This window comes from Agrobacterium sp. SORGH_AS_0745 (assembly GCF_030818995.1).
Lineage (GTDB): Bacteria > Pseudomonadota > Alphaproteobacteria > Rhizobiales > Rhizobiaceae > Agrobacterium > Agrobacterium tumefaciens.
This window is the reverse complement of sequence record NZ_JAUTBI010000004.1, coordinates 264256-286205: the sequence shown is the minus strand read 5'-3', so window position 1 is coordinate 286205 and position 21950 is coordinate 264256. Positions and strand designations below refer to the sequence as shown.

Genomic DNA, 21950 nt, shown 5'->3' with positions numbered 1-21950 from the left:
CTTTCACTAGGACGGCATGAGGCACGATATTGCCTCTTACTCTCTCGACAAAGCTTCGACCGGATCGAGCCGCGCCGCGTTGCGGGCGGGCAGGAAGCCGAAGGTGAGGCCAATCAGAAAAGCAACGACGCAGGATCCAAGCACCGCCTGCATGGAGATGATCATCGGCATCTCACCCTGTTTGTCGCCGATTATCGTTGCAATCGCAAACGCAAGGGCTACGCCGACGATCGAGCCGGCCAGGCAAATCAAAATCGCTTCGATCAGGAATTGCAGCAGAATGTCCAGGCGTCTTGCGCCCACGGCCATTCGAAGACCGATTTCGCGTGTCCTCTCCGTGACGGAAACGAGCATGATATTCATGACACCGATGCCGCCGACGATTAACGAAATCACTGCAACGGAAGAAATCAAAAGTGTGATCGTGCGGGAGGTTTTCTCAAGCGCCTTTCGCATCTGGTCACTGTTGAAGACATAGAAGTCCTTTGTCCCATGCCGGCGGGTAACCAGGTTTACGATCGCGCGTTCGGCGGCTGCGGTATCGATGCCATCTGCGACACGCACAGTCAGTCCGCCAAGACTGCTGGCAGTTCCAGACACCCTTCCTGCGAAGTTGAGATGGGAAACATAGATCTGCAACGTTCTATCGCCCGCAGCGCTTCTTGGCCGCTGGACAACGCCCACCACTGTCGCTGGCATGCGGTCGATCATAATGGTGCGCCCAAGCGGAACCCGGTTATTAGGGAACAGTGCCGCTGCCGTCCTGTCATCCAAAACAGCCTGCTGACCGAGCATCGACGGCCCCGCGGAGGAGAGGCCCTTGCCCGATAGCAGCTTCATGCCATTAATGGCAAAATAGTCGTGCCCGACGCCATTGATATTTGCGGTCAGGGAAGCATGGTCTGATCGCGCACGGGCCGAAGCATAGATGAGCGGCGTCACACCGCGCACATAGGATTGCGCCGAGATTGCTTCGGCATCAGCGATAACGAGAGACGTGATACTCGCCGCACGCTCGTCACCCCAATCGCGCCCCGGATAGATTGAGAGCGTGCTGGCGCCAAGTTCGCTCATCTGAGCCAGAACTTTCTCACGCGATCCTTCCCCCAGGCCCACAACACAAACGACGGCGGCGATGCCGATGATAATACCGAGCATCGTCAAGAACGTGCGGATGCGATAGGCTGCCATGGAGCGAAGCGCCATCGGAACCGCATAGGACAGGCGCTGCCTGAAGGCAGAAAACCGGCCGACCGGCGTTTCGTCGTGGGGTGGCAGTGTGATGCTTGCTTCCGGGACATCCCGTGTTCTTTGGTCGGAAACGATCCTGCCGTCATGGATCTCGATGATACGGTCCGCGTTGGCCGCAACCTGCATATCATGCGTGACCATGATGACGGTGTGCCCTTCACCGTGCAGCTCCTTAAGGATCTCAAGTACGTTCTCGCCGCTTTTACTGTCGAGTGCCCCGGTGGGCTCGTCTGCGAGAATGATTTCGCCGCCATTCATCAAGGCGCGGGCAATGGAGACACGCTGCTGCTGGCCTCCGGAAAGCTGCCCCGGGCGATGATCGAGACGCTCGCCAAGACCAAGACGATCCAGCAGTGTCCTCGCCCGACGATGGCGGGCAGCCGGGTCACGACCCGCATAAACGGCAGGAATTGCCACGTTCTCGACGGCTTTGAGCGGTCCGAGCAAATGATAACGCTGGAAGATGAAACCGAAATGCTCCCGTCGCAACGCCGCAAGCTCATCGGCAGTCAGCCCTGAAACACTCTTGCCGCCAATCACATAGTCCCCTTCGCTCGGCCGATCGAGACATCCGAGGATATTCATAAGCGTGGATTTACCCGAACCGCTGGCACCAACGATCGCGACAAGCTCACCCGCTTCGATCGTAAGGCTGACACCGTTAAGCGCGGTGATTTTTTCGTCCCCGGCCACAAACGAGCGGTAGACATTGTCGATCTGGATAAGCGGGGTCACATCGTCACCATGTCTGCGTTGGACGATGTTTCGCCTTTCGACGGTATGATGACCTTATCGCCAACCGAAAGTCCGTCGATGATCTGGTTGTTGATCTTATCCGTCAGCCCGACCGTAACCAGCTTCTCGACTGCGACGCCGGATGCCTGACGCACACGGACATGATAGCGGCCGTCCTTATCGCGATCCGTGAGGGCCGACCAGGGCACGAGAGGGACGTTTTCTGCCTTGCCGACGATAATTCTAACAGACGCTGTCATCATGGGCCTGAGGCGGCCATCCGCATTGGGGGTGTTGAACAGCCCGTTATAATAAACCGCCTGCGCACCCTGAACCGCCGCTGACGTACCGGTGCTGGTCGCGGAATCTGCTGCGATTGTCGTGGGCGCCGGTTCGATCTGCTCAAGTTTCGCCGAGATCGGACTGTCAGGATAACCCATGATTGTGAAGCGGACGTCCTGCCCGACCCGAACCCGCCCAATATCGGTTTCCGAAACCTGAACTTTCACACGCATCGTGTCCAGTTGCGCCAGAGAAACGATTGTCGGTGCGGCCTGAACGGCGTTCAGGGTCTGCCCCGCCTTGGTGACGACGGCAACGACCGTGCCGTCGATCGGAGCACGCACTTTCGTGTAGCCGAGATTGACCTCGGCATTCTCAACCTCGACCGAAGCCTGAAGGATCTGCGCGTCGAGCGCCTCGACTTCGGCCTGCAAGGCGCGAAACGCCGCTTCCGCCGTTTCCCGGTTGGCGGTCGAAACAATGTTCGCGCTATTGAGCGTTTTCTGCCTGTTGTAAGCAAGTTCAGCCTGATGCCGATGGATGTCCCGCGCGCGCCGCTGTGCTTTCAGGTTCGCAAGGGCGGCACTGGCAATCCGCAGGCCGTTTGCCTGCGGTGTCGAATCGACTTCGCCGATCAAATCGCCCTGCTTCACCTTCTGCCCGAGTTCGACATGCAGGTTTTTCAGCTGCCCCGACACCTGGGCTCCCACATTGACCAAACGGGAGGGCTCGAGGACGGCGCTAGCGACAACCGCTTCTTCGACGGCTCCCTGAACAACCGGCATGACGATTTCTTCCTTATCATCCGTCTCGGAGAAAACCGTCCGCGCCGAGGCCCCGCCTATCACCAAAACTGCGATGACGGCGCCAATGATGAGACCATTCTTTCTGGTGATTTTGCGTTTCATTGTCGTCTGACTCATGGTGTTGCGGCTTGCTGAACGCTCGTCCGCAAATGGTCGTTAATCTGCGAGCCGGTCGTATGCCAGGCAAGAACCACCTCAAGGATAGAAAAGACGATGCAGACAACGAGAAGTTTTCGTTCGGTCATGGAGCGTCTGCCCAGATCTGGCTTGGGCAGGGGTCGCACAGCAACCCATCCGCCTGAGCGCCGTCTCACCAATTGGGATCCCAACCGGGCGGCGGCACATCGTCTTCCCATGCAAAGTCATCCCAGGTGTCGATGTCGCTATAGAAATCCTGGTCGGCGTAATGATCGGACCAATAGGTGCCAATATTGAAGGAAACCGTTGGGACGACGGGCTCATGCATCACATGAGCGTAAGCCGGCACCCGGAGCCTTCGTGCTTCGTAGTCGATAGTGATGTAAGCGCCCGAAACCCAGCCCCGGCGCCGCGAGGCCTCTACGTCGCACCAACGATTGCCTTTCGTGCAGCCGACGACTTTCAGGGGTAAGCCTTCCGGCAAGATACCCATGGAGGGATAATGTGTGCTCGGACCCGCCCGCATGTTGATTTCGGCAGCGGCATATGAACCAGCCAGCGCGGTAGTGTTTCCAAGGATGGCTGCGCCGGTAATTGCCGCCGCGAGAATGAGCGCGTTTCGCATCGAAAACCTCATAGAATTCGGCCGGCACGTCCGCGCCGACAACTTAGAGCAGAGATTGCTCGTGAGTGTCACTAACCAAGTCCAAGTCCAGATTACGTGGAGGAAACGTCGATAATCGGTAGCCTTAAACGAATGACGGGGTGCCGAAGCACCCCCATCATTCCATGCCCTGCGGCACCTTCTTCAGGCTTTCGCCGAAACGCCGAACTCCGCGACAGCGGGAACGCCGTTGCGAATGTCAGTCGTGTGTGACCCTCAGTCTCGGGCTTCTTCTCGACGAGGTAGCTGGAGTTCGATACTGAAACCGCGTCCCTCGGTAGGCAGAATGACTGCGTCACCTCCATGGGCTTGCATGATCGCCTTCACGATGGGCAGACCCAGGCCTGAACCGCCGGAAACACGATTACGGGAATCATCAGCTCGCCAAAAACGCTCAAAGGCGCGGTTCTGGTTGTCATCAGCGAGGCCTGGACCCGTATCGGTGCATCGGAAATACACATAGTTCCTGTCCTGCCAAGTCTCGATATACACGGTGGAATTTGGGGCGTAGCGCCGGCAATTATCGAGGAGAGCCACAATTGCTTGACGTAATCTGGGCTTGTCTGCCAGGGTTACAGCGGGGTTCAGCCGCCTCACGACGAGGCTGCCCGCGATTGAAAGCTCGTGTTCCATCGAATCGGCAGCGGCAGCTACGTCGGATGCGAGATCGAGCCGTGAATATTGCAGATCGAGTTGGCCGGCATTGCTGAGTGCGAGTGTCCGCAACTCCTCTACGATGCCGCCGAGGTCATCAACATGAGCGATGAGACGAAGATAGAGCTGGGGACTTGGCTGGAACGCGCCGTCGAGCAGACCCTGCAATCTGCCCCGCAAGATGGTCAGTGGGGTTCGCAATTCATGGGCTATTGCGGAGTTCGAATATTTGAGTTCGGTCTCTGCCCGCTCCAACCGTTCCGCCATCAAGTTAAAATCCGCGACAAGTTCACCCGCTTCGCCAAAGCTGCGGCGGGGAAGCACGGCACGTGCCGAAAAATCACCACGGGCAATCGTCCTTGCCGCACTCGCAACAGACTTCAGCGGCTCCGTAACGTATCGCGCCAACCTCCAGCCCAGGATCGAGGCGGTCAATATACCTATCCCAAGCAGCAGCCCCAGCGTGACCGTATCTCCAATCTGCCAGGCGCTGTCATATTCTCCCTCGGGATAAAGCCAATCATAGATGAAGAAAAAATAGGCCACCAGGCCGCCATAGACAACGACGAAGGCCAATAGTGTCAGCAACACCATCGCCCGCACGAGTCCTGCGTTCAGATTAGTGCGTTTAGATGTCATCAATCCGGTACCCTACGCCACGCACACCCGTCAGAACGCCCCCGGCGCCCGCGGCAGTGAGTTTGCGCCTTAGATTGCTGACGTGGCTGTCAACTGTTCGGTCCAGCGCCTCGCCTTCTGGAAGACAGGCATCGACGAGTTCTGATCGCTCGAACACGCGGTTGGGTGACGCCGCCATATGCGCCAAAATTCTAAACTCGGTGCGCGTCAGATCGAGGGTCACGTGATCGGATCCCTTTTCAACCACCGCACGATGGGCCTGTGGATCGACGCGGAGCGGCCCAACACGCAACACGTGGTCTGGACTGCGACCCGCCACCCGCCGAAGCACCGCCTTGGCACGTGCAACGACCTCAAGGGGATTGAACGGTTTGACGACATAGTCGTCGGCGCCAATGCGCAAAGCCTGCAGCTTGTCCAGATCGTCGGCAAGTGCCGTCACCATGATGACAGGCGTATCGGAAACTCGCCTGATGGCGGCAAGTACCTCGTACCCGTCCTGACGCGGCAGCTTGATATCCAGCACGACCAGATCCGGCCGAAGGCGCTGATGATGGCCCAATCCAACTGCGCCGTCACCTGCGGTAACGACGCGGAAGCCTTCGCGCGCGAAATAGGTCTCAATAATGTCGGATATTTCCGGGTCGTCTTCTATGATGAGGATGAGGGCATTGTTCATAGATTGTCTTTCGATAGGCAATTGTGCAGGCGTTGACATAAAGCATTCGGTTCAACGTGCTGAGGTCGCGATCGCATTCCGGCGTCGGTATTCTGCTTGCAATTGGACCAACTTATTCAAGTGCGTCAATCGGTGATATTGCCGACGGGTGACCGCTCCACCGAACACGAAGATTTTCTCCACGATTTCTCGACAGACGAGGCGCATTTGCCTTTTCGCCAGCACGGCACCGGCAAACGGCACCGTTCCGTTTCCCGACGTGCTGGTTTTGACGGAGAGCATTTCGGACATGAAAAAACCAACAATCGAACAATCGTCGGTGAAATCGCTATTTTATCGAGCGGATATCTCAGCAGTGTCTGGTCATTTGGCTGCTCATGGCCACACATATCGCGTTTCCAGACCTTCCGACGTCGCATGTGCAGGGATGGCGCGCTGATGCACGCCTACTGCGATTTTGATGGTACGATAGCCACGATCGACGTCACGGATGCCGTTCTCGAGCGGTTCGCCGCCCCCGAGTGGCGCGATATCGAAGCAGCCTGGGAAGCAGGGCGCATCGATGCGCGGCAATGCATGAGTGCACAAATCACGCTCATCCAAGCGGCCATCAACCAAATAGATGAATTTCTCGACACGGTCGAAATCGATCCTGAATTCCCTGAATTCGTCCGCTGGTGTTTGAGAAATTCGATCCCCGTAACCGTCGTCAGCGACGGGGTCGATCGTTTCATTCACCGCGTCCTGTCCAATCACGGTCTCGATCATCTCGACATCATCGCCAATCACCTCTGTGTCGAAAACAACGGCAACCGCTTCCACTATCGATTGGAAGCTCCGTTTACGCAGTCCGCATGCAAAGCCGGATCGGGCGTCTGCAAATGTGCCATCGTGGCATCACATACGCCCCATATCTACGTCGGCGACGGCCGCAGCGACTTTTGCGTCTCGGCAAATGCCGACCTGCTTTTTGCCAAGCACAAACTCGCCACGCATTGCGCGAGCATTTCGATTCCGTTCGTTTCCTACACGACTTTCAAGGACGTCCAGACAGAGGCCGCGACCCAGCTGCCGCACATCCGTACTGCAAACACAGCGGCCTCTCACCTCTCAAAAACTGCCTAATCAGGAACATGAAAATGCATTCTCTTATCAAGCCGATTGACGGCCAGGACGACATCATATCCGAAGACGAACTCCGTGCTCTGGAGGAGACCTATTGCTCCCACGGAGACACGGTCCACTACACGGATCGCCCCAAATTCTTCACGGGATGCGATGGATCCTTCATGTATGACGGGACAGGTACGGCCTTCCTCGATCTGCAGATGTGGTACTCTGCGGTCAATTTCGGATACCGCAACCCCCGCCTTAATGCTGCAGCCCATCGCCAGCTTGACACCCTACCCCAGGTCGCCTCGCAATATCTCCATCGTGAGAAGGTCGAACTGGCGACGATGATCGCCCAGGACGCGGAAAGAAAGTTCGGTCGGAAGGGTCGCGTGCATTTCAACGTCGGCGGTTCGCAGGCCGTCGAGGACTCGCTGAAGCTTGTCCGAAACTATTCGGGCGGAAAAAGCCTGATGTTTGCTTTCGAGGGCGGTTATCATGGTCGCACGCTGGGCGCCACGTCCATCACCTCGTCTTATCGTTACCGTCGCCGTTACGGGCATTTTGGCGAACGCGCCCAGTTTGTCGAGTTTCCCTATCACTTTCGCGGCCCGAAGGGCATGTCGAAAGAGGAGTATGGCCACTACTGCGTCCAGAAATTCGCCCGCCTGTTCGAGAGCGAATATAACGGGGTTTGGGATCCGAAAGCCGGCAAGTCCGAATATGCGGCATTCTACATCGAGCCCATTCAGGGCACAGGCGGCTACGTCATTCCGCCGATGAACTTCTTCGTGGAACTGAAGAAGGTGCTCGATGAGCATGGCATTCTTCTTGTTGTCGACGAAATCCAGATGGGTGTTTACCGCACGGGTAAACTCTGGTCGATCGAACATTTCGGCGTCTCCCCTGACGTTCTGGTATTCGGCAAGGCGATCACGAACGGTCTCAACCCGCTTTCCGGCATCTGGGCACGCGAAGAGATGATCAATCCGACAATTTTCCCACCCGGTTCCACGCACTCCACCTTCGCCAGCAACCCGATGGGAACGGCTGTAGCTCTCGAAACACTGAAAATGGCCGAGGAAGAAAATATCGGCGCCAGTGTCATGGCAAAGGGCGCCGCCTTCCTTGATGGCTTGCAGCAGTTGCAGCGCAAACACGCGATCGTCGGCGAAGTGGATGGGCTCGGCCTTGCTCTCCGGATGGAAATTTGCCGCGACGACAGCTTCACGCCTGACAAAGCCACGCTCGACTGGATGTCGGATGAGGGCATGAAGGGCGACATGATCGTCAACGGCCGCAACTACGGCCTGGTGCTCGATGTTGGCGGTTACCACAAGAACGTCATCACGTTCGCGCCGAACCTCAACATCACTTTCGACGAGATCAATCTCGCGATTGAGCTGCTTGACCAGCTTCTGACCCGCGCTGAACGGAGATAACCTCGTGGACACGCTTCTGCTCCATCTCGATGATGCCCTCCATCTGCAGCCAACCTTTGTGGATGCCGCACTTTCGGTGGGCGCACGCGAGGTTGACGAACGACGCTGTGGGAGCGCCGTTCGTCTCTGGAGTAGGAGAGAGTCGCTCGATCTGTTGAAACCCAGTTTAGCGCGCCCCGCCGGCGCGCACGCGTCCCCTCGACTGTGTTTCCTTGGATCGGGCGACTTTCATCATGTCTCAGCGTTGCTGATTGCCGAGGCGGCAGAAACCTTCGATGGACCTCTCACCGTCATCCATGTCGACAATCACCCTGACTGGGTCAATTTCGACAACGGTCTCCATTGTGGCTCATGGGTGAACGAGGTCGCAGAACATCCAAATGTTCAAAAGATCATCACGCTTGGTGTCTGCAGCGACGACCTGCAATCGCCGGAGCGGAAGGGTGCTAACCTTGGCAATCTCGCTAACGGCAAGGTTGAGCTCTACCCTTACGACCACCTGCCAAGTCGCGTCAAACGCGGCTATGGTGAAAGCGTCAGCTACATCCAGTCGGGCGGCCATCTCATCTGGTCGACCATGAAAAAGATGGGCCTCACGGCATTCAGGGAGCAGCTGCTGTCGAGGATATTCACGTCCAATGTCTACATCACCATAGACAAGGATTGCCTGTCCCTGGACGACGCCATCACCAACTGGGATCAGGGCCGATTGCGGCTTTCCACGATCCTTGAGCTACTCAGCGACATCGCAGAGCGACATCGCATCGTGGGGGCAGATGTCATCGGGGACTATTCGACACCGATGTACACCGGCTCGCTGCTCACACGACTTTTAAAGCAGGGGGAAATCCTGATCGACCAGCCTCTGCGCGCTCCGGATGCGATGATGACCCGCGATCGCAACACCATCACCAACCTTACTCTTTTAAGATCATTTTCGGAAATATTGGCATGATGGACGGGCTGAATAATACGATGCTTGCTCTAATCCTGTTCTGCGTGCTGACGGAGGCCGGCAGGGAAATCTGCTTCAAATTCGCTTCCGCCAAAGACCGGGGCAATATTTACCTGCATCCCTTTACCTTAACCGGAATCGTGTTCTGGGGCGTAGAGCTTGTCGCCTGGACCTATGTCCTTGCGCGGGTACCGCTCTCCATCGCATTCCCGCTGATGGCCTCGAGCTATGCCGTAATCACCATCTTCAGCGCCATCCTTTTCAGGGAAAAGATCGGTCTGCGTCATTCCATCGGTGTTGCGCTTGTGTCCGGCGGCGTCATCTGCGTAGGAGTATCAGGACTATGACGTTTTCTTTCGCTGGGTCACAATCCAGTCTATCCCGCCCCTGCCCGCACGTTCCGGCAGACGAAAAGACGAAAGTGTTCAATCCGTCAAACGACGGTCTTTCCTTTTTCGAAGAGGGTTCGAATGGCAAGGCCGTGATGCTCGTGCACGGCATGAGCGGTGCTCCTGCCGAAATGCGTCTGGTGGCGCGACAATTCAGCCGCAGGGGTTATTCGGTTTTCGCCCCACTACTCGCCGGGCACGGGCGTGGGAAAGCTGCCTTGCGGCGCTCCCGCTTTGAAGACTGGCTCGACAGCACCACGATCGCCGCAGACTGGCTGGCGACGAGAAGCGACACCGTCTTTTCGGCCGGCATTTGCGTTGGTGGAAAGCTCTCGCTTCTCGCGTCCCATATGCAATCGTCCCCGATCAAGTCGGTCGCACTCTACTCACCCTGCTTCCACTACGACGGCTGGAATGTTCCGCGCTATTACGCGATCCTTTCACCGCATATCAGATGGATAAAGTTGATACCCTTCATCGACCGTCTCAATTTCAGCGAGACGCCTTCCCTCGGAATCAAGGACGACCGCCTAAGGCGCATCATAGCGGGTATGGAAAACGAAGGCGTTCTCAGCCATTTCCCCGGGCGGGGTCTCGTCGAAATGAACCGACTTGGCCATTACCTCAAGAAGCATCTGCCCGCGATCACCACCCCATCGCTCATCATCCATTCAACCGAAGATGATCTCAGTGGCCCGGACCACGCCCGCTATATCGCCGCGAAGCTGGGCGGCCCAAGAGCGCTGCAGTGGTTGAACGACAGCTATCACATGATCCACGTGGACAGAGAACATCGCAAGGTCGCCGATCTCTCCGCCCGGTTCTTCGAGACGAAACATGCTTTTAGAAACCCGATTTGAGATTGGCGACGGGGCGGGCCTCAATTCCCGAAACCTCGAATTCCTGATCCATGACACGCTTGCGACCATCGACAGGCATGCGTGGGACGCATGCTTTAAAGCAGAGATTGAACGCTACGATTATTTGCTGGCAGTCGAACAGGCAGGACTTGTCGGTTTCGAATGGCGATATGCGACGATCAGTTATTTTGGGGTCGTCGTTGCTGCTGCTCCGATTTTTCTGTGCGATTACCGTCTGGAAACGACGCTGGAAAGAGGACGGCTAACGTCCCTTGTCGAAAGCATCCGCAAAAGAATCCCACGGTTTTTGTCGCTCCGGCTTGCCTGTATCGGGTCTCCCTGTACGGAGTGCGCGAGCGTCGGAATGCATCCGGATATTCCCGGTATTTGGGAAGCTGATCTGATGACCCACCTGTTGGGGTGCACGGAACGATGGGCGCAGATGTCGGGATACGGCCTGTTCGCGCTGAAAGACGTGCCGATGCCTCTCGGCCCCGCACTGTCTGCAGCGATCCACCGGCGCAAGTTCGTCGCCATGCCCGGCTTGCCAACCGCATCGTTGCGCGTCGACTTTCCTGATATGGAGACCTATCTTGCCGGATTGTCGTCTTCGACACGCAAGGACATGCGCCGCAAATGCCGTGCAGCCTCAGAGGTAAAAGTGGAGAGGGTCAAGGACCTCGGTGACATGTTGCCCCGCTTTCTCGAACTTTATCACGATACCCGTAATCGAAGTGAGTGGCAGTTCGAAGAATTGACGTCGGACTACTTCACCGGTGTCCTGGCAAATCTGCCCGCGAATGCGTTCTGCACGGTCTATCGCGTTGGAGAAGACATTCTCGCCTTCAACCTACTTTTGCACGACCGCGACCGGCTCATCGATAAATTCTTCTGCATGGATAACATCAGTGGCAAGCCATACAATCTCTATTATCTCAGCTGGTTCGAGAACATCCGTTTTTGCCTCGAGCATGGGCTCACCCGATATCAAAGCGGGCAGGCCTATTACCAGAACAAGCTCCGCCTCGGCAGTATGCTAACGGCGAACTCCATGTTTTTCAGGCACCGAAACCTTGCTCTTCACACCGTGCTCAGGTGGGTTTCACCGCTTTTCAGTTCCGATGGATTGGAGAAACAATGAAGGATCTCCCGACGCTTTGGCTCTCCATCCCGCTCTTGAATACGCTGCAGCAGATATTTCTCAAACAGAGCGCGGTTCATGCTTCAGGCGAGTTCGGCATCGAGTGGATCGTGAAACTTGGCTCATCGCCCTGGTTCCTTTTTGCCATCATTGCCGAAATCGTCTGTTTCGTCCTGTGGCTGCGTGTCCTTGCGCAGACTGACCTGTCGAAAGCGTTTCCTCTTTCCGCGGTAAGCTATGTTTTCGTGCTCGCAAGCGCATGGCTTCTCTATTCCGAACCGGTCTCCGCTCTTCAGCTGGGCGGTAGTGCGCTGATCATTGCGGGTGCTTGGTGTGTTTCGACGGCACCGGAGGAAAGGTCGATACCTACGTCCTCGACCAAATCTGCACAGTGACTGCGCGAAATCTTGAGCCTGCAATGGTCTTGGGAGGCGTGATGGATGCGACGACATCCATTAGAATTGTCGGATCGGCGACCGGCAATAGGGATCAACGACGATTTTTCCGGGTAATGCGTGTTTCATGTGGTCCAAAATGTATAGGGTGCTTCTTGATTGCTGTGATCATTCACAGTCGAGCAGCAATGTGATCTTGAAGCGGCATCGCTGGGTTGTCTTTGCCCTCGTCCTGTCGTCCTGCCATCAAGGGGGCCCGACCTTTTCGGACATCGCACCTTCGGAGTTGCCGCCGCAATTTTCGCCGATGAGCGGGCAGCGACCCAGCCCCAAAAGCGAGGCTTGGTGGCTGGCGCTTAATGACAGTCAACTCAATAGTATCGTGGCGCGTGTCCAGCAAGGTAATCTGACCGTGGCGCAGGCCCGCGAGAGGCTGGCTGCTGCCGCCGCCATCTCACACTCTGCGTCTTCCGGCCTCCGGCCCAGTGTCGGCCTCTCAGGGTCTGCAACCGGTTCCAGCAGCAGAACAAAGGTGGACGACATTTCCCGCCGTCCAGCCCAGTTCAATCTTGAGACCGGATGGGAAATCGCTCTTTTCGGGCAAGACAAGCTGGCCCAGCATTCCGCCGATCTGGACGGATACATGGCAGCTGAAGACGTTAATGCGGCAAAGCTCTCCGTCGTCGCGGAGGCCGCAACAAGCTATGTTCGCTTGCGGGCATTGCAGCACCAGCGGCAAAATGCCGATCTGCTCTGGTCCGCCAAAGCAAAGGCCAGGGATATAACGACCGTGCGATCCCGCAGCGGATTGGCAACAAAGCTCGAAGCACAGTCAGCAACCGACGATACCGCCGCTATGGCGCAACAAAAACGTGTCCTCAATAATGCTATTGCAGACGAAATCCAGCGCGTTGCCGTGCTTCAGGGCGCAGCGGAAGACGATGCAGCACTGTCGGCAATAAAACCGCAACCCGTAGCGAGCAAAGCACCGGTGACGACGGTCCCGGCCGATATACTTCGGCAGCGTCCGGATGTCCGAAGGGCTGAATTTGCAGTCCTTAAGGCGGGAGCCGAGGTGGGAATTGCGAAATCCGATCTTTATCCGAAACTCCATCTTTCGGGAATGATTGGCATTGGGTCACCCGTCTCCGGGTCCATCTTCGGCGTTATGGGCGGCCCCTCCTTGCAAATGCCAATTTTCGACTATGGAAAGCGGCTTGATGTCGTGGAGGCGAAAAAAGCGCAATTGCGTGAAGCCGTCGTAGCCTACCGACAGGCGGTCCTTGTCGCGCACGGCGAAGCCTCCTCGGCCCTGCGTGCGTTTCTTACCGCGCGGCTCGAAACTGCCCGTGTAAGATCAGTCCACTCGACTGCTGAAAAGTCCGTTGCTGAGGCCCAATTGCTGTCGCGCGAAGGATTGTCGGACGCGTCCGTACTTGTGACCCGGCACCTCGCCGCCGCAGAAATCCGACGTCAACTCACCGAAGCCATCAAAGACGAAGCGGAAGCGCTGATCGTCTTCGCAAGAGCGACGGGCGGAAGTCTGGGCGCGGAGGCACAGAGTGTTGCAACCTCCCCCGACAAGCGGAGGAAAAACGGATCATGACGATCTCGATTGCGCGCAAGACCTTGATCCACGAATGGCGTCGTTTTTTACCCGCCACGGTCGCGATCGCCTTTTCAGGCGTCCTGATGACAGTTCAGGGCGCATTGCTGCTGGGCATCGTGGGAGCAAACGGTCTTTATGTTACACAATCCACCGCCCAATATTGGGTGGGTTTTCCCGGAACACAGAGCGTCGACCTTGGACGCGCGATCCCGGCCAGTGTGGCGACAAATCTCTATGCCGAGCCGGCAATTTCGCATGTAGAACCGGTCCTGTTCGGCTCAGGCGACTGGCGAGGCACTCACGGTGGCGGCGGTGTCAGCGTTACGGTGCTCGGCATCAATACCGCAAATGACGCTGAGGCGCTCGCGCGCATCGTTCCCGGTCCGCTGCGAAACCAATTGAACGAGCCCGGCACAGTTGTCGTTGATATTGCGGACGCATCGAAACTTTCCACGAAAAAGGGCGGCGTTGCCGAGGTTAACGGGCGCTCGGTGCGGATCGTCGGCTATATCGACGGCCTTCGTGGCCTGGGAGGCGTCAATGTCGTGGCCTCACGGGAAACCGCCCGAAATCTCGATCACAGCCTGCCCAGCGACGGCGGCGCCACCTATTTCCTCTATGATCTAAAGCCGGGCACAAACGGCGCCGCCATTCAGGCGCGACTTAACAGCAGCACCGACATACGCCGCTTCGAGGTCTGGTCGGCCGAAGAACTCGCATCGATGACGACGATGTACATGCTGCTGGATTCGGGTGCGGGAATTGCGTTCATTTTCGCAACCTTGATCGCAGTCATGATCGGTGCGGTCATAACCAGCCAGACTCTGATGGGTGCGGTGGCAGGAACAGTTCCTCAATATGCGACGCTTAGAGCCCTCGGCGTACCCTTCGACCGGCTGCGCTTCATCGTTATCGAACAGGCGGGCTGGGTTGGCCTTTTCGGCTTCGTCATCAGCCTGTTTCTGAGTGTCGCAATCGCCTTAATGGCAGCGTTTTACCGGGTTCCTTTCGAATTGCGCTTCAGTATCGTCGCCTCGGCCTCAACGGTGGTGCTTCTTGTCGCGGCTGTTGCCTGTCTTTTGGCAATACATCGTTTGCGCGACACCGATCCCGCCACGCTTTTGAGGTGAACCATGTTACCTGTCCTTAGCGCGCGTAATCTCGGTAAATCTTTTACGATACACAACATTCATATGCAGGCGTTGTCGAATGTGTCAGTGGACATTTTCGCAGGCGAATTCACGCTGCTGATCGGGCCGTCCGGCTGTGGCAAGAGCACGCTGCTTGCCATCCTCAGCGGTATGACAAAGGCAGACGAAGGGTCCGTCAGCGCCGGGGATGTCATGCTTTCGTGCTTGAGCGATGAAGCGCGGGATGAATTCCGTCTGAAGAATTGCGGGTTTGTTTTTCAGGGTTTCAATCTTTTCCCGGGCCTGACGGCGGTCGAGCAGGTGCAGATACCTCTCGACTACATGTCTGTTCCGGCAGCTGAGGCCCGGAAGCGGGCTATCGACGCATTGGCAAGTGTGGGCTTGTCAAAGAGAAGTCATCTGCGGCCGGCGGAAATGTCCGGCGGTGAAAAACAGCGGGTCGCGATTGCCCGCGCCATTGTCAAAAAACCTGCCATTCTGTTCGCAGACGAACCGACGAGCGCCCTCGACAGCGAAAACGGGCGCAACATCGTCGAGATTCTCCAATCCATAGCAAAAGACTTCGGTTCGGCGGTGCTGTGTGTTTCGCACGACATGCGTCTCGTCAAGCAGGCTGATCGTGTCCTCCAGATGGAAGACGGACGCTTGCTCAGGGACGTCCGCCCCTTCCCTGGTAAAAATTCCACAGGATCTTGAAAACATGAAATTTCCCCGTCGTATCAAACGTCCGGCAGTGACAACAACTTCCGCTGGCTTAATCGGCTTGTCGCTCCTGTATTTCACAGCACTGTCCCCGAATGCGGAGGAAGACACCGACCGCCCGGATCTTGTCGGCCCACCCATCCTGGCCGCCGCGAGGGGGGTGGTGGATATTCCAGGAGGGCTTTTGCGGGTAACCTCCCCTCGCGACGGCATCGTCGCATCCTTGCTGGTGCACGAAGGCGATCAGGTCAAGACGGGGGACGTCATGGCAATGCTCGATTCAGACCAGGAGTCGTTATCGGCAAAGATTGCATCGGAGGAAGCCTTACAAGCTGAAGAGCAACATAATCTTCTGCAAATGAAGTTGAAAAATTCTGCTCGCCAGGCCGACAGGGTTAAACGCGCCGCGGCGGGAAATGCCGTCTCGGATCAAGCCCTCGATGAAGCACTGACGGCCAGGGACAATCTCACCGGAGAACTGAAGGTAGCAGCCTCGGTTCTCGCTGCCGCCAAGATGCGACGCGATATTGCCGCCCGTGAAGTCGAAATACGAACGATCCGCGCTCCCGTCGATGGTTTCATTATCAGGCAGGGAATTAAGGTCGGGGAGTTTGCCGCGGCGAGCGGCGCGACAGAGATGTTCACCATCCTGCCGGAAGGCCAAAAGATTGTAAGGGCGGAAATTCCCGAGCAGTTCCTCGATAATGTGAAGCCCGGTGTACCTGTTGAGGTGCTTGCGGAAGACAGAGATGGGCAGGCATATCAGGGCCGTATCAGCCGCATTTCCCCCGTCTTAATGCAGTCAACCGGGATGCCTGGCGAACGCAATGACATCCGTACCGCAACCTCGATCGTGATGGTAAGCCGCGACGCTCCGTTCCGGGTGGGGCAGCGGGTCATTATTCGCGTCTATAAATAGAAATAGGGGGAAGTGCCTTACGGAAAGGAATGAAACAGATGAAGTTCTGTCCGATGGGCCCGAGTCGTTCGACGAATTACTCAAATATTAGAACTGAAACTTTCTGAAACACAGTGGATTTACATTTGCACACGGCGATGGTCGTCAATGGCTTCGTTAGGGACGCCGAATGAAAACACGTCACTCTCTCGACTAAGCAGTCCTTAAAAATAAAGAGGAAAACGGCCATGGCCGCTCGATAGTGCCCGAAATATTACGGCGATAAAAAAAGGCCACAGCACTAGAAATATGATTACCGCGAGCCTGACAGTGGCAGCGATATCTTTCAGCAACCTGAAATAGGGTCGCAGGATTACATCAGCTCGCTTGAAAAAACACATACTATTTCCACTCTGTCGCTACGATTTTGCTCATCCAACAGTTTCGTGGAGTTTCGGTAGAGAAAGCCTATAAGAAAGGTCGAAGAGCCAAGCCTGTTCGACAGGAGTGCGTGGCGTGCAGCGAAGTGTTTAGCTGATTACCGTATTATTTTGGAATTCAACTTCCAACGGACTGTCACTTAAGAAAATTGACGTGTCATCAAATGCATTTTTCGCGCAGAAGGCGTTGTCGAACAGTAATCGTTGGTTTTCCTGGGATAACAGAGATGAGCGGGCTGATTTTGAACTCCATCAAGCTGTCGAATCCGCCTGGTCGTGCGATTTGCTGACGCTCACCGACCACCCTGTGCGCTCGCGCGATCTTAAATTCGTGTGCGGACTTCCAGAGGATCGCGATTGCCGGATGGTCTGCATATGGCCGCGCAGCCATCAGCGCTTTACCGTAAGTACAACGTTCTCAACAAAGCTTTACGTTGCGGTACTCCTCCCAGATGATCACCAGAGTGACGCCTGGCCTCTTGAGCTCGTTAGCGAGTTCGGTCTTTGCCGGCATCGAGATCTCTACGTTGTGCCGGTCCATTTCATGCCAAAGGTGACCAGGGGTTATGCTTCAGTTCCTAAAACCGGCCGATCTTCGATCGGAATAGTGGCCGGCTTCACGTCGGGATCCGCAACTATCCACGATGACACATCGGCCCCGACCCAGCTTGATCGTTCCATCGCGGAGCTTCTGGCGGGGACTAGATGTCGTGGACGGTATTAGTTGACCGGCAGAGACCGCCGAAACGATCACCCGCACCGACGTGTTTGCTATCCGGCGGCGTTCAACAGACGTGATGACTTCAATCGGATGCTTCGTCACAGGACTATTCCTGATGTTATCACCAGGACATCCGACGTTCAGGCTCGCCTCACAAGGCGGCTTCACCGTGCGCTTATCCTTGGCCTGAGCAATCACTGCGCGTGAAATCGGAACGGAGGGAACGCGCCTGATCTCCGGAATCGCCCAGAAGAATCGAGGGGGATTTTATAACGGGACGAGCCTGGTGAATCGCTGGATAGAAGGGCAGCAGAAAGGCCGCCTAATTTGCTGCCGCCCCCCTCGTGCCGATTTCATCAGCGCGTTTGAGCAAGCGCGAGAGCGTCCGCTCCAGCAGGAAACCTAAGGCGGTTCTCGGTATCGTGAACGGCCTGCCAAATTGCTTCTGCAACATCGCTTTCCGCGGTGGTCAGGGCGGGATGCGCAAACGCCTCGAGGATCGGCTGTGCGAAGTCTGCATAGCTGCTGGGAAGGAGTTCCGAGACAGGAACGATGGCATTTGCCCCGAACCTCGTGGTCGGCGCGTAACCAGGCTCCACAAGCTTCACCCTTACGCCGAAATAGCTCAACTCATGCGCGAGCGACGCCGAGAAGCCTTCAATAGCCTGTTTGGTGGCAGTATAGGCTGCCGCCAGTGGGAATGCCCCCAAGGCGACGCTCGATGTCACATTGATGATGGTTCCGGAGCGTCGCTCGCGCAACTGCGGAATTACGGCCTGACACATCGCCATGACACCGATCGTGTTGGTCTCCAAAAGCTGTCGAATGAGGGACATTGGCATCGCCTCGAACGCACCAACGCCGCCAACGCCGGCATTGTTGACCAGCACGTCAATTGGACCGGCAGACTCGATGAGGCTGGCGATACTGTCGGGGCTGGTGACATCGAGCGGCAGCACGCGCAGCCGGTCAGTTTTAGCAAAGAGTGACGGATCCGGACGCCGCATGGTGGCGAGAACGTCCCACCCGCGAGAAAGGAAGTGTTCGGCAGTAGCCTTGCCGTAGCCGGACGATGTGCCGGTAATGAGAATGGTCTTTGTCATATCAGTCTCCTTGGTTGCGGTCAGATAGTGATAGACGGAGTCTTTAAGACGATCTATAATTCAGAGTCCGAATTAATTTATGAGTCGTCCAAAATGGATCCTTTAAGTGATCTCATCACGCTACTTCGGCCCAGAGCCGCGATAGCGAAGCCCATCTCCGGGCGCGGCCAATGGGGCGTTCGCTACAGATCGTATGACGCGCCTGGATTTACGCTGGTCCTGACTGGTGAAGCATGGCTCACACTAGGTGATCGAGAACCGCTACCGATCAACGAAGGCGATTTTCTCCTTTTGCCGACTACGCCCGCGTTCTCCTTGTGTAGCAAACCTGGAGCTCCCTGCATTACTGCTGAACCTCTGGCTGAAGCTGTTCGCCACGGCGACCAAGAAGGAAAGCCAGATTTCGTTGCGCTGGGCGGGAGTTTCTCTATCGAGAGTGCCAACGCCCCGCTGCTGCTCGCGCTGCTGCCGAATGCAATTTATATTCCCGCTTCGGCGGGGCGCGGGACGCGATTTGGCCGCTTAATCGAATTGCTGTCTGAGGAGTGCGTTACCGAACATCCCGGCAAGGAACTTATTGTCCAACGCTTGCTGGAGACACTGCTGATAGAGACATTGAGGTGGGACATTATCGGTAACAACACTGCCTCGGCGGGTTTGCTGAACGGGCTGCGCGATCCAGCCATGGCCCGGGTCCTGCGTGCCATTCACGAAGACGTTCGGAGAAGGTGGACGGTAGCGGATATGGCAGGAATAGCTGGCAAGTCGAGATCGGGTTTCGCCGCGCGATTTAACGAGATTCTCGGGTGCGCACCAATTGAGTATCTGGCGCGATGGCGCATCGCTATCGCCAAGCAGGCCTTGCTGAGCGGTGCAAAGTCGCTCGACCGGATCGCGGATGAAATAGGCTACGAATCCGCAAGCGCCTTTAGCACAGCGTTCAGCAAAAGGCTTGGTTGCCCTCCTGGCAGGTTCGCTAGAAGGCCGGAGCTCAGTGCCAACCCCTAGTATGCCTGTAATCTTATGATGCCACCCGATACAGGTCGCCAACGGTAATAGTTCATATGACTGCTGTAGGCGCGTAGCGGAAGACCTCTTCTAGTGAATCGACGGCATGACGTGCATTGGCTCAAGGCGATCATCACACGATGGAATAAAGGGCAATACTGGCGGGTATCAGTCAGTGAGGGTTAGAACGATCTTACCGCGAGTCCGACCGGCCTCAGATAGTGCAAGCGCCTGCCTGATCTTCGCCAAGGGTAGAACGGTATCGACGTGCGCCACCACTTTCCCAGCTTCGACCAGTTCCGCGATCGAAGCCAAGTTCCGCGCGCTCGGAACTGTAAACGACCGCTTGACGCTGACACCATAGCGCGCGGCTTCGTCGTTGGGGAAGGCTACGACCGTAATCATAAAGCCGCCTCTCTTCAGCGTTTTGAAAGCACGCTCGAACGTCTCGCCGCCCATTGTGTCGAGTACGATATCGACGTCGCGTGCTGCGTCTTCAAACGGTCGGATCGTGTAGTCAATGAACTCGTCAGCACCCAAAGCACGAACGAATTCCTCGTTGCGGCCTGAAGCTACCGCCGTAACATGCGCCCCTTTTGCTTTTGCGAATTGCACAGCTAGGGAACCCACACCGCCTGAACTGTTTGTAATGAGAAGACGTTGTCCAACCGATAATACTGCTTCATCAAAGAGCGCCTGCCAAGCCGTGGAGCCTGCCAGTGGAAGGGCTGCTGCACGGAGGACGTCAATGGTGTCAGGCACTCGCACAAGATTTGATGCTTTGGCGACCGCATATTCGGCAAAAGCGCCAGTGCGTACCATGCCGAAAACGGCCTCACCTTGTCGAAAGCTTTCGACGTCAGCACCGAGCTTCTCGATCGAGCCCACAAGTTCTTCTCCGAGGTGAATCGGCAGGGTCATCCCCATGCGCTTGCCCGCTCCCCTGCAAATTTTCCAGTCGATCGGGTTCACCCCTGCCGCGTGAACCTTCACCAAGACCTCGCCGACTCCTGGCTCTGGCCGATCAACCTCGGCGATCTCCACAACGTCGTTTGAGCCATACTCACGAATGACAGCAGCTTTCATCGTCACATCTCCAAAATATTGACCTTCTTTCTAATATACGTGTAGTTTATCGATGTGATGCCATTCCGCATCGCGGACAGGCCATTCGATATGCACCATTCTTTCAATATCCATCGCATTACGAAACCGCGCGGTTCAGCACTGCCGCTGCATTCTCATGATGAAGCGCAACTTACCTACGCTGCTTCTGGAATGATCCAGCTCCATACGGATAAAGGTGTCTGGCTTGTGCCTCCTCAACTTGTTGCATGGATTCCGGCAGGTGTTCCACATCGCCTGGACATCATGACGGACGCCGAGCTTTGGATGGTAAACTGTCAACCCTCTGCGATCGCGACTTGGGCTCCGTCGAATTTTCCCGATCGGGTCTTTGCATCGATGGTAACGCCGCTGCTGCGCTCCTTGCTCGTCGCAGCGATGGAAGAAGACCACGTGACGGAAAGGGCAGAGCTGGTAGTGAGGCTGGTACTTCTCGAATTGAGTGCAGTATCAGATGCGCCGACCTACCTTCCCTTGCCCAAGAACCCTGTCGCAAAGCGTGTGGCTGAGATCGCTCTTGGTGATCGTTGCAATCGCATGGACTTAAACGAGTTGGCATCGCGCGCCGCAACCTCGGTTCGTACAGCAAGCCGTCTGTTCCCGCGTGAGACAGGAATGACCTTGAAAGCTTGGAGGCAACGAGCTCGGATAGTAAGAACCATGGAACAACTTGCTCAGGGAAAGGCGATCGCCGACGTGGCGAGCGATGCAGGCTTCTCAAGCACTGCGTCGTTTTCCTGCGCGTTCAGACAAGTCACCTCAACAACACCCGGTGCATTCGTTTGCCATCCTCAGTATTAGACGCGATGACACAAGTGAACGTGACCGCCTCTGGCGCGAAGCGTCGGCGGTCAGCAAAAGCATTCAGCGGCTGGAAAAGCAGCTCGGCGTTTCGCTTTTTGCGCGTACGACACGTTCCCTGGCCCTGACGACCGAGGGGCGCGATCTTCATGAGCGTGCGCTCAGGCTGCTGCACGACGCCGAAGATATAGAGCAGGCGGCAAAAGCAGCGCGCACCGAGCCCGCTGGCACTTTACGGATTGCAGGTTCTGG

The 21950-nt window shown here is 56.5% G+C and carries 21 protein-coding genes and 1 pseudogene; 14 read left to right on the top strand and 8 right to left on the bottom strand.

Features of this window, described 5'->3' with window-relative positions; genetic code table 11:
- Positions 1 to 36: 36 nt before the first annotated feature.
- The 6 genes from QE432_RS25005 to QE432_RS24980 form a co-directional block, all read right to left on the bottom strand.
- Complete coding sequence (locus QE432_RS25005; protein ID WP_306627321.1) at positions 37 to 1986, bottom strand: MacB family efflux pump subunit; 1950 nt, start codon at positions 1984 to 1986, stop codon at positions 37 to 39.
- Complete coding sequence (locus QE432_RS25000; protein ID WP_019565818.1) at positions 1983 to 3176, bottom strand: efflux RND transporter periplasmic adaptor subunit; 1194 nt, start codon at positions 3174 to 3176, stop codon at positions 1983 to 1985. Before QE432_RS25000 ends, QE432_RS25005 begins: the two co-directional genes overlap by 4 nt.
- 11 nt (positions 3177 to 3187) lie before the next feature.
- Entirely contained in the window at positions 3188 to 3319 is a 132-nt protein-coding gene (locus QE432_RS24995; RefSeq protein ID WP_019565817.1) for a hypothetical protein, read from the bottom strand.
- Between the two features lie 65 nt (positions 3320 to 3384).
- A complete protein-coding gene (locus tag QE432_RS24990; protein WP_019565816.1) occupies positions 3385 to 3837 on the bottom strand; it encodes an SH3 domain-containing protein in 453 nt (150 codons plus the stop codon).
- A 255-nt stretch (positions 3838 to 4092) separates the two neighbouring features.
- Positions 4093 to 5169 (bottom strand): ATP-binding protein, encoded by a 1077-nt coding sequence (locus QE432_RS24985; RefSeq protein WP_113049296.1) that lies wholly within the window; start codon positions 5167 to 5169, stop codon positions 4093 to 4095.
- Positions 5159 to 5848: a response regulator gene (locus QE432_RS24980; protein ID WP_019565814.1), complete on the bottom strand. Its 690-nt coding sequence runs from the start codon at positions 5846 to 5848 to the stop codon at positions 5159 to 5161. The genes QE432_RS24985 and QE432_RS24980 overlap by 11 nt, the downstream gene beginning before the upstream one ends.
- A 96-nt stretch (positions 5849 to 5944) precedes the next feature.
- On the opposite strand from QE432_RS24980, the gene QE432_RS24975 reads away from it, so the two are divergent.
- The 11 genes from QE432_RS24975 to QE432_RS24925 all read left to right on the top strand — a co-directional run bounded on the left by QE432_RS24975 (position 5945) and on the right by QE432_RS24925 (position 16521).
- The gene (locus QE432_RS24975; protein ID WP_306627317.1) at positions 5945 to 6973 is read left to right on the top strand and encodes an MtnX-like HAD-IB family phosphatase; all 1029 of its coding nucleotides are present in this window, start codon (positions 5945 to 5947) and stop codon (positions 6971 to 6973) included.
- Positions 6974 to 6987: 14 nt separating this feature from the next.
- A complete protein-coding gene (locus QE432_RS24970; RefSeq protein WP_026330866.1) occupies positions 6988 to 8400 on the top strand; it encodes an aspartate aminotransferase family protein in 1413 nt (470 codons plus the stop codon).
- 4 nt (positions 8401 to 8404) lie between these two features.
- Complete coding sequence (locus QE432_RS24965; protein WP_026330865.1) at positions 8405 to 9355, top strand: arginase family protein; 951 nt, start codon at positions 8405 to 8407, stop codon at positions 9353 to 9355.
- The gene (locus tag QE432_RS24960; RefSeq protein WP_013637481.1) at positions 9352 to 9702 is read left to right on the top strand and encodes an EamA family transporter; all 351 of its coding nucleotides are present in this window, start codon (positions 9352 to 9354) and stop codon (positions 9700 to 9702) included. Before QE432_RS24965 ends, QE432_RS24960 begins: the two co-directional genes overlap by 4 nt.
- Positions 9699 to 10604, top strand: a complete 906-nt coding sequence (locus QE432_RS24955) for an alpha/beta hydrolase (protein WP_013637480.1) — start codon at positions 9699 to 9701, stop codon at positions 10602 to 10604. Before QE432_RS24960 ends, QE432_RS24955 begins: the two co-directional genes overlap by 4 nt.
- Positions 10582 to 11745 (top strand): GNAT family N-acetyltransferase, encoded by a 1164-nt coding sequence (locus QE432_RS24950; protein ID WP_019565809.1) that lies wholly within the window; start codon positions 10582 to 10584, stop codon positions 11743 to 11745. Before QE432_RS24955 ends, QE432_RS24950 begins: the two co-directional genes overlap by 23 nt.
- Positions 11742 to 12140 (top strand): EamA family transporter, encoded by a 399-nt coding sequence (locus tag QE432_RS24945; RefSeq protein WP_019565808.1) that lies wholly within the window; start codon positions 11742 to 11744, stop codon positions 12138 to 12140. The genes QE432_RS24950 and QE432_RS24945 overlap by 4 nt, the downstream gene beginning before the upstream one ends.
- A gap of 190 nt (positions 12141 to 12330) precedes the next feature.
- Positions 12331 to 13746 (top strand): TolC family protein, encoded by a 1416-nt coding sequence (locus tag QE432_RS24940; RefSeq protein ID WP_306627312.1) that lies wholly within the window; start codon positions 12331 to 12333, stop codon positions 13744 to 13746.
- Complete coding sequence (locus tag QE432_RS24935; protein WP_306627310.1) at positions 13743 to 14879, top strand: ABC transporter permease; 1137 nt, start codon at positions 13743 to 13745, stop codon at positions 14877 to 14879. The genes QE432_RS24940 and QE432_RS24935 overlap by 4 nt, the downstream gene beginning before the upstream one ends.
- 3 nt (positions 14880 to 14882) lie before the next feature.
- On the top strand, positions 14883 to 15596 hold the full coding sequence (locus tag QE432_RS24930) for an ABC transporter ATP-binding protein (RefSeq protein ID WP_013637475.1): 714 nt from the start codon (positions 14883 to 14885) through the stop codon (positions 15594 to 15596).
- Between the two features lie 4 nt (positions 15597 to 15600).
- On the top strand, positions 15601 to 16521 hold the full coding sequence (locus tag QE432_RS24925) for an HlyD family secretion protein (RefSeq protein ID WP_306627308.1): 921 nt from the start codon (positions 15601 to 15603) through the stop codon (positions 16519 to 16521).
- A 1496-nt stretch (positions 16522 to 18017) separates the two neighbouring features.
- Here QE432_RS24925 and QE432_RS24920 read toward each other — a convergent pair.
- Positions 18018 to 18764: an SDR family oxidoreductase gene (locus QE432_RS24920; RefSeq protein ID WP_013637469.1), complete on the bottom strand. Its 747-nt coding sequence runs from the start codon at positions 18762 to 18764 to the stop codon at positions 18018 to 18020.
- Between the two features lie 93 nt (positions 18765 to 18857).
- Between QE432_RS24920 and QE432_RS24915 the strand changes: the two genes are divergently transcribed.
- Positions 18858 to 19772, top strand: a complete 915-nt coding sequence (locus tag QE432_RS24915; RefSeq protein ID WP_013637468.1) for an AraC family transcriptional regulator — start codon at positions 18858 to 18860, stop codon at positions 19770 to 19772.
- 168 nt (positions 19773 to 19940) lie between these two features.
- Here the strand turns inward: QE432_RS24915 and QE432_RS24910 are convergent, their stop codons facing one another.
- The gene (locus QE432_RS24910; protein ID WP_111790880.1) at positions 19941 to 20858 is read right to left on the bottom strand and encodes an NADP-dependent oxidoreductase; all 918 of its coding nucleotides are present in this window, start codon (positions 20856 to 20858) and stop codon (positions 19941 to 19943) included.
- A 90-nt stretch (positions 20859 to 20948) separates the two neighbouring features.
- On the opposite strand from QE432_RS24910, the gene QE432_RS24905 reads away from it, so the two are divergent.
- Positions 20949 to 21698, top strand: a complete 750-nt coding sequence (locus QE432_RS24905) for an AraC family transcriptional regulator (RefSeq protein WP_026330863.1) — start codon at positions 20949 to 20951, stop codon at positions 21696 to 21698.
- A gap of 43 nt (positions 21699 to 21741) precedes the next feature.
- Positions 21742 to 21948 (top strand): annotated as a pseudogene (locus QE432_RS24900) (LysR family transcriptional regulator); the annotation flags it as partial.
- Positions 21949 to 21950: the final 2 nt, after the last annotated feature.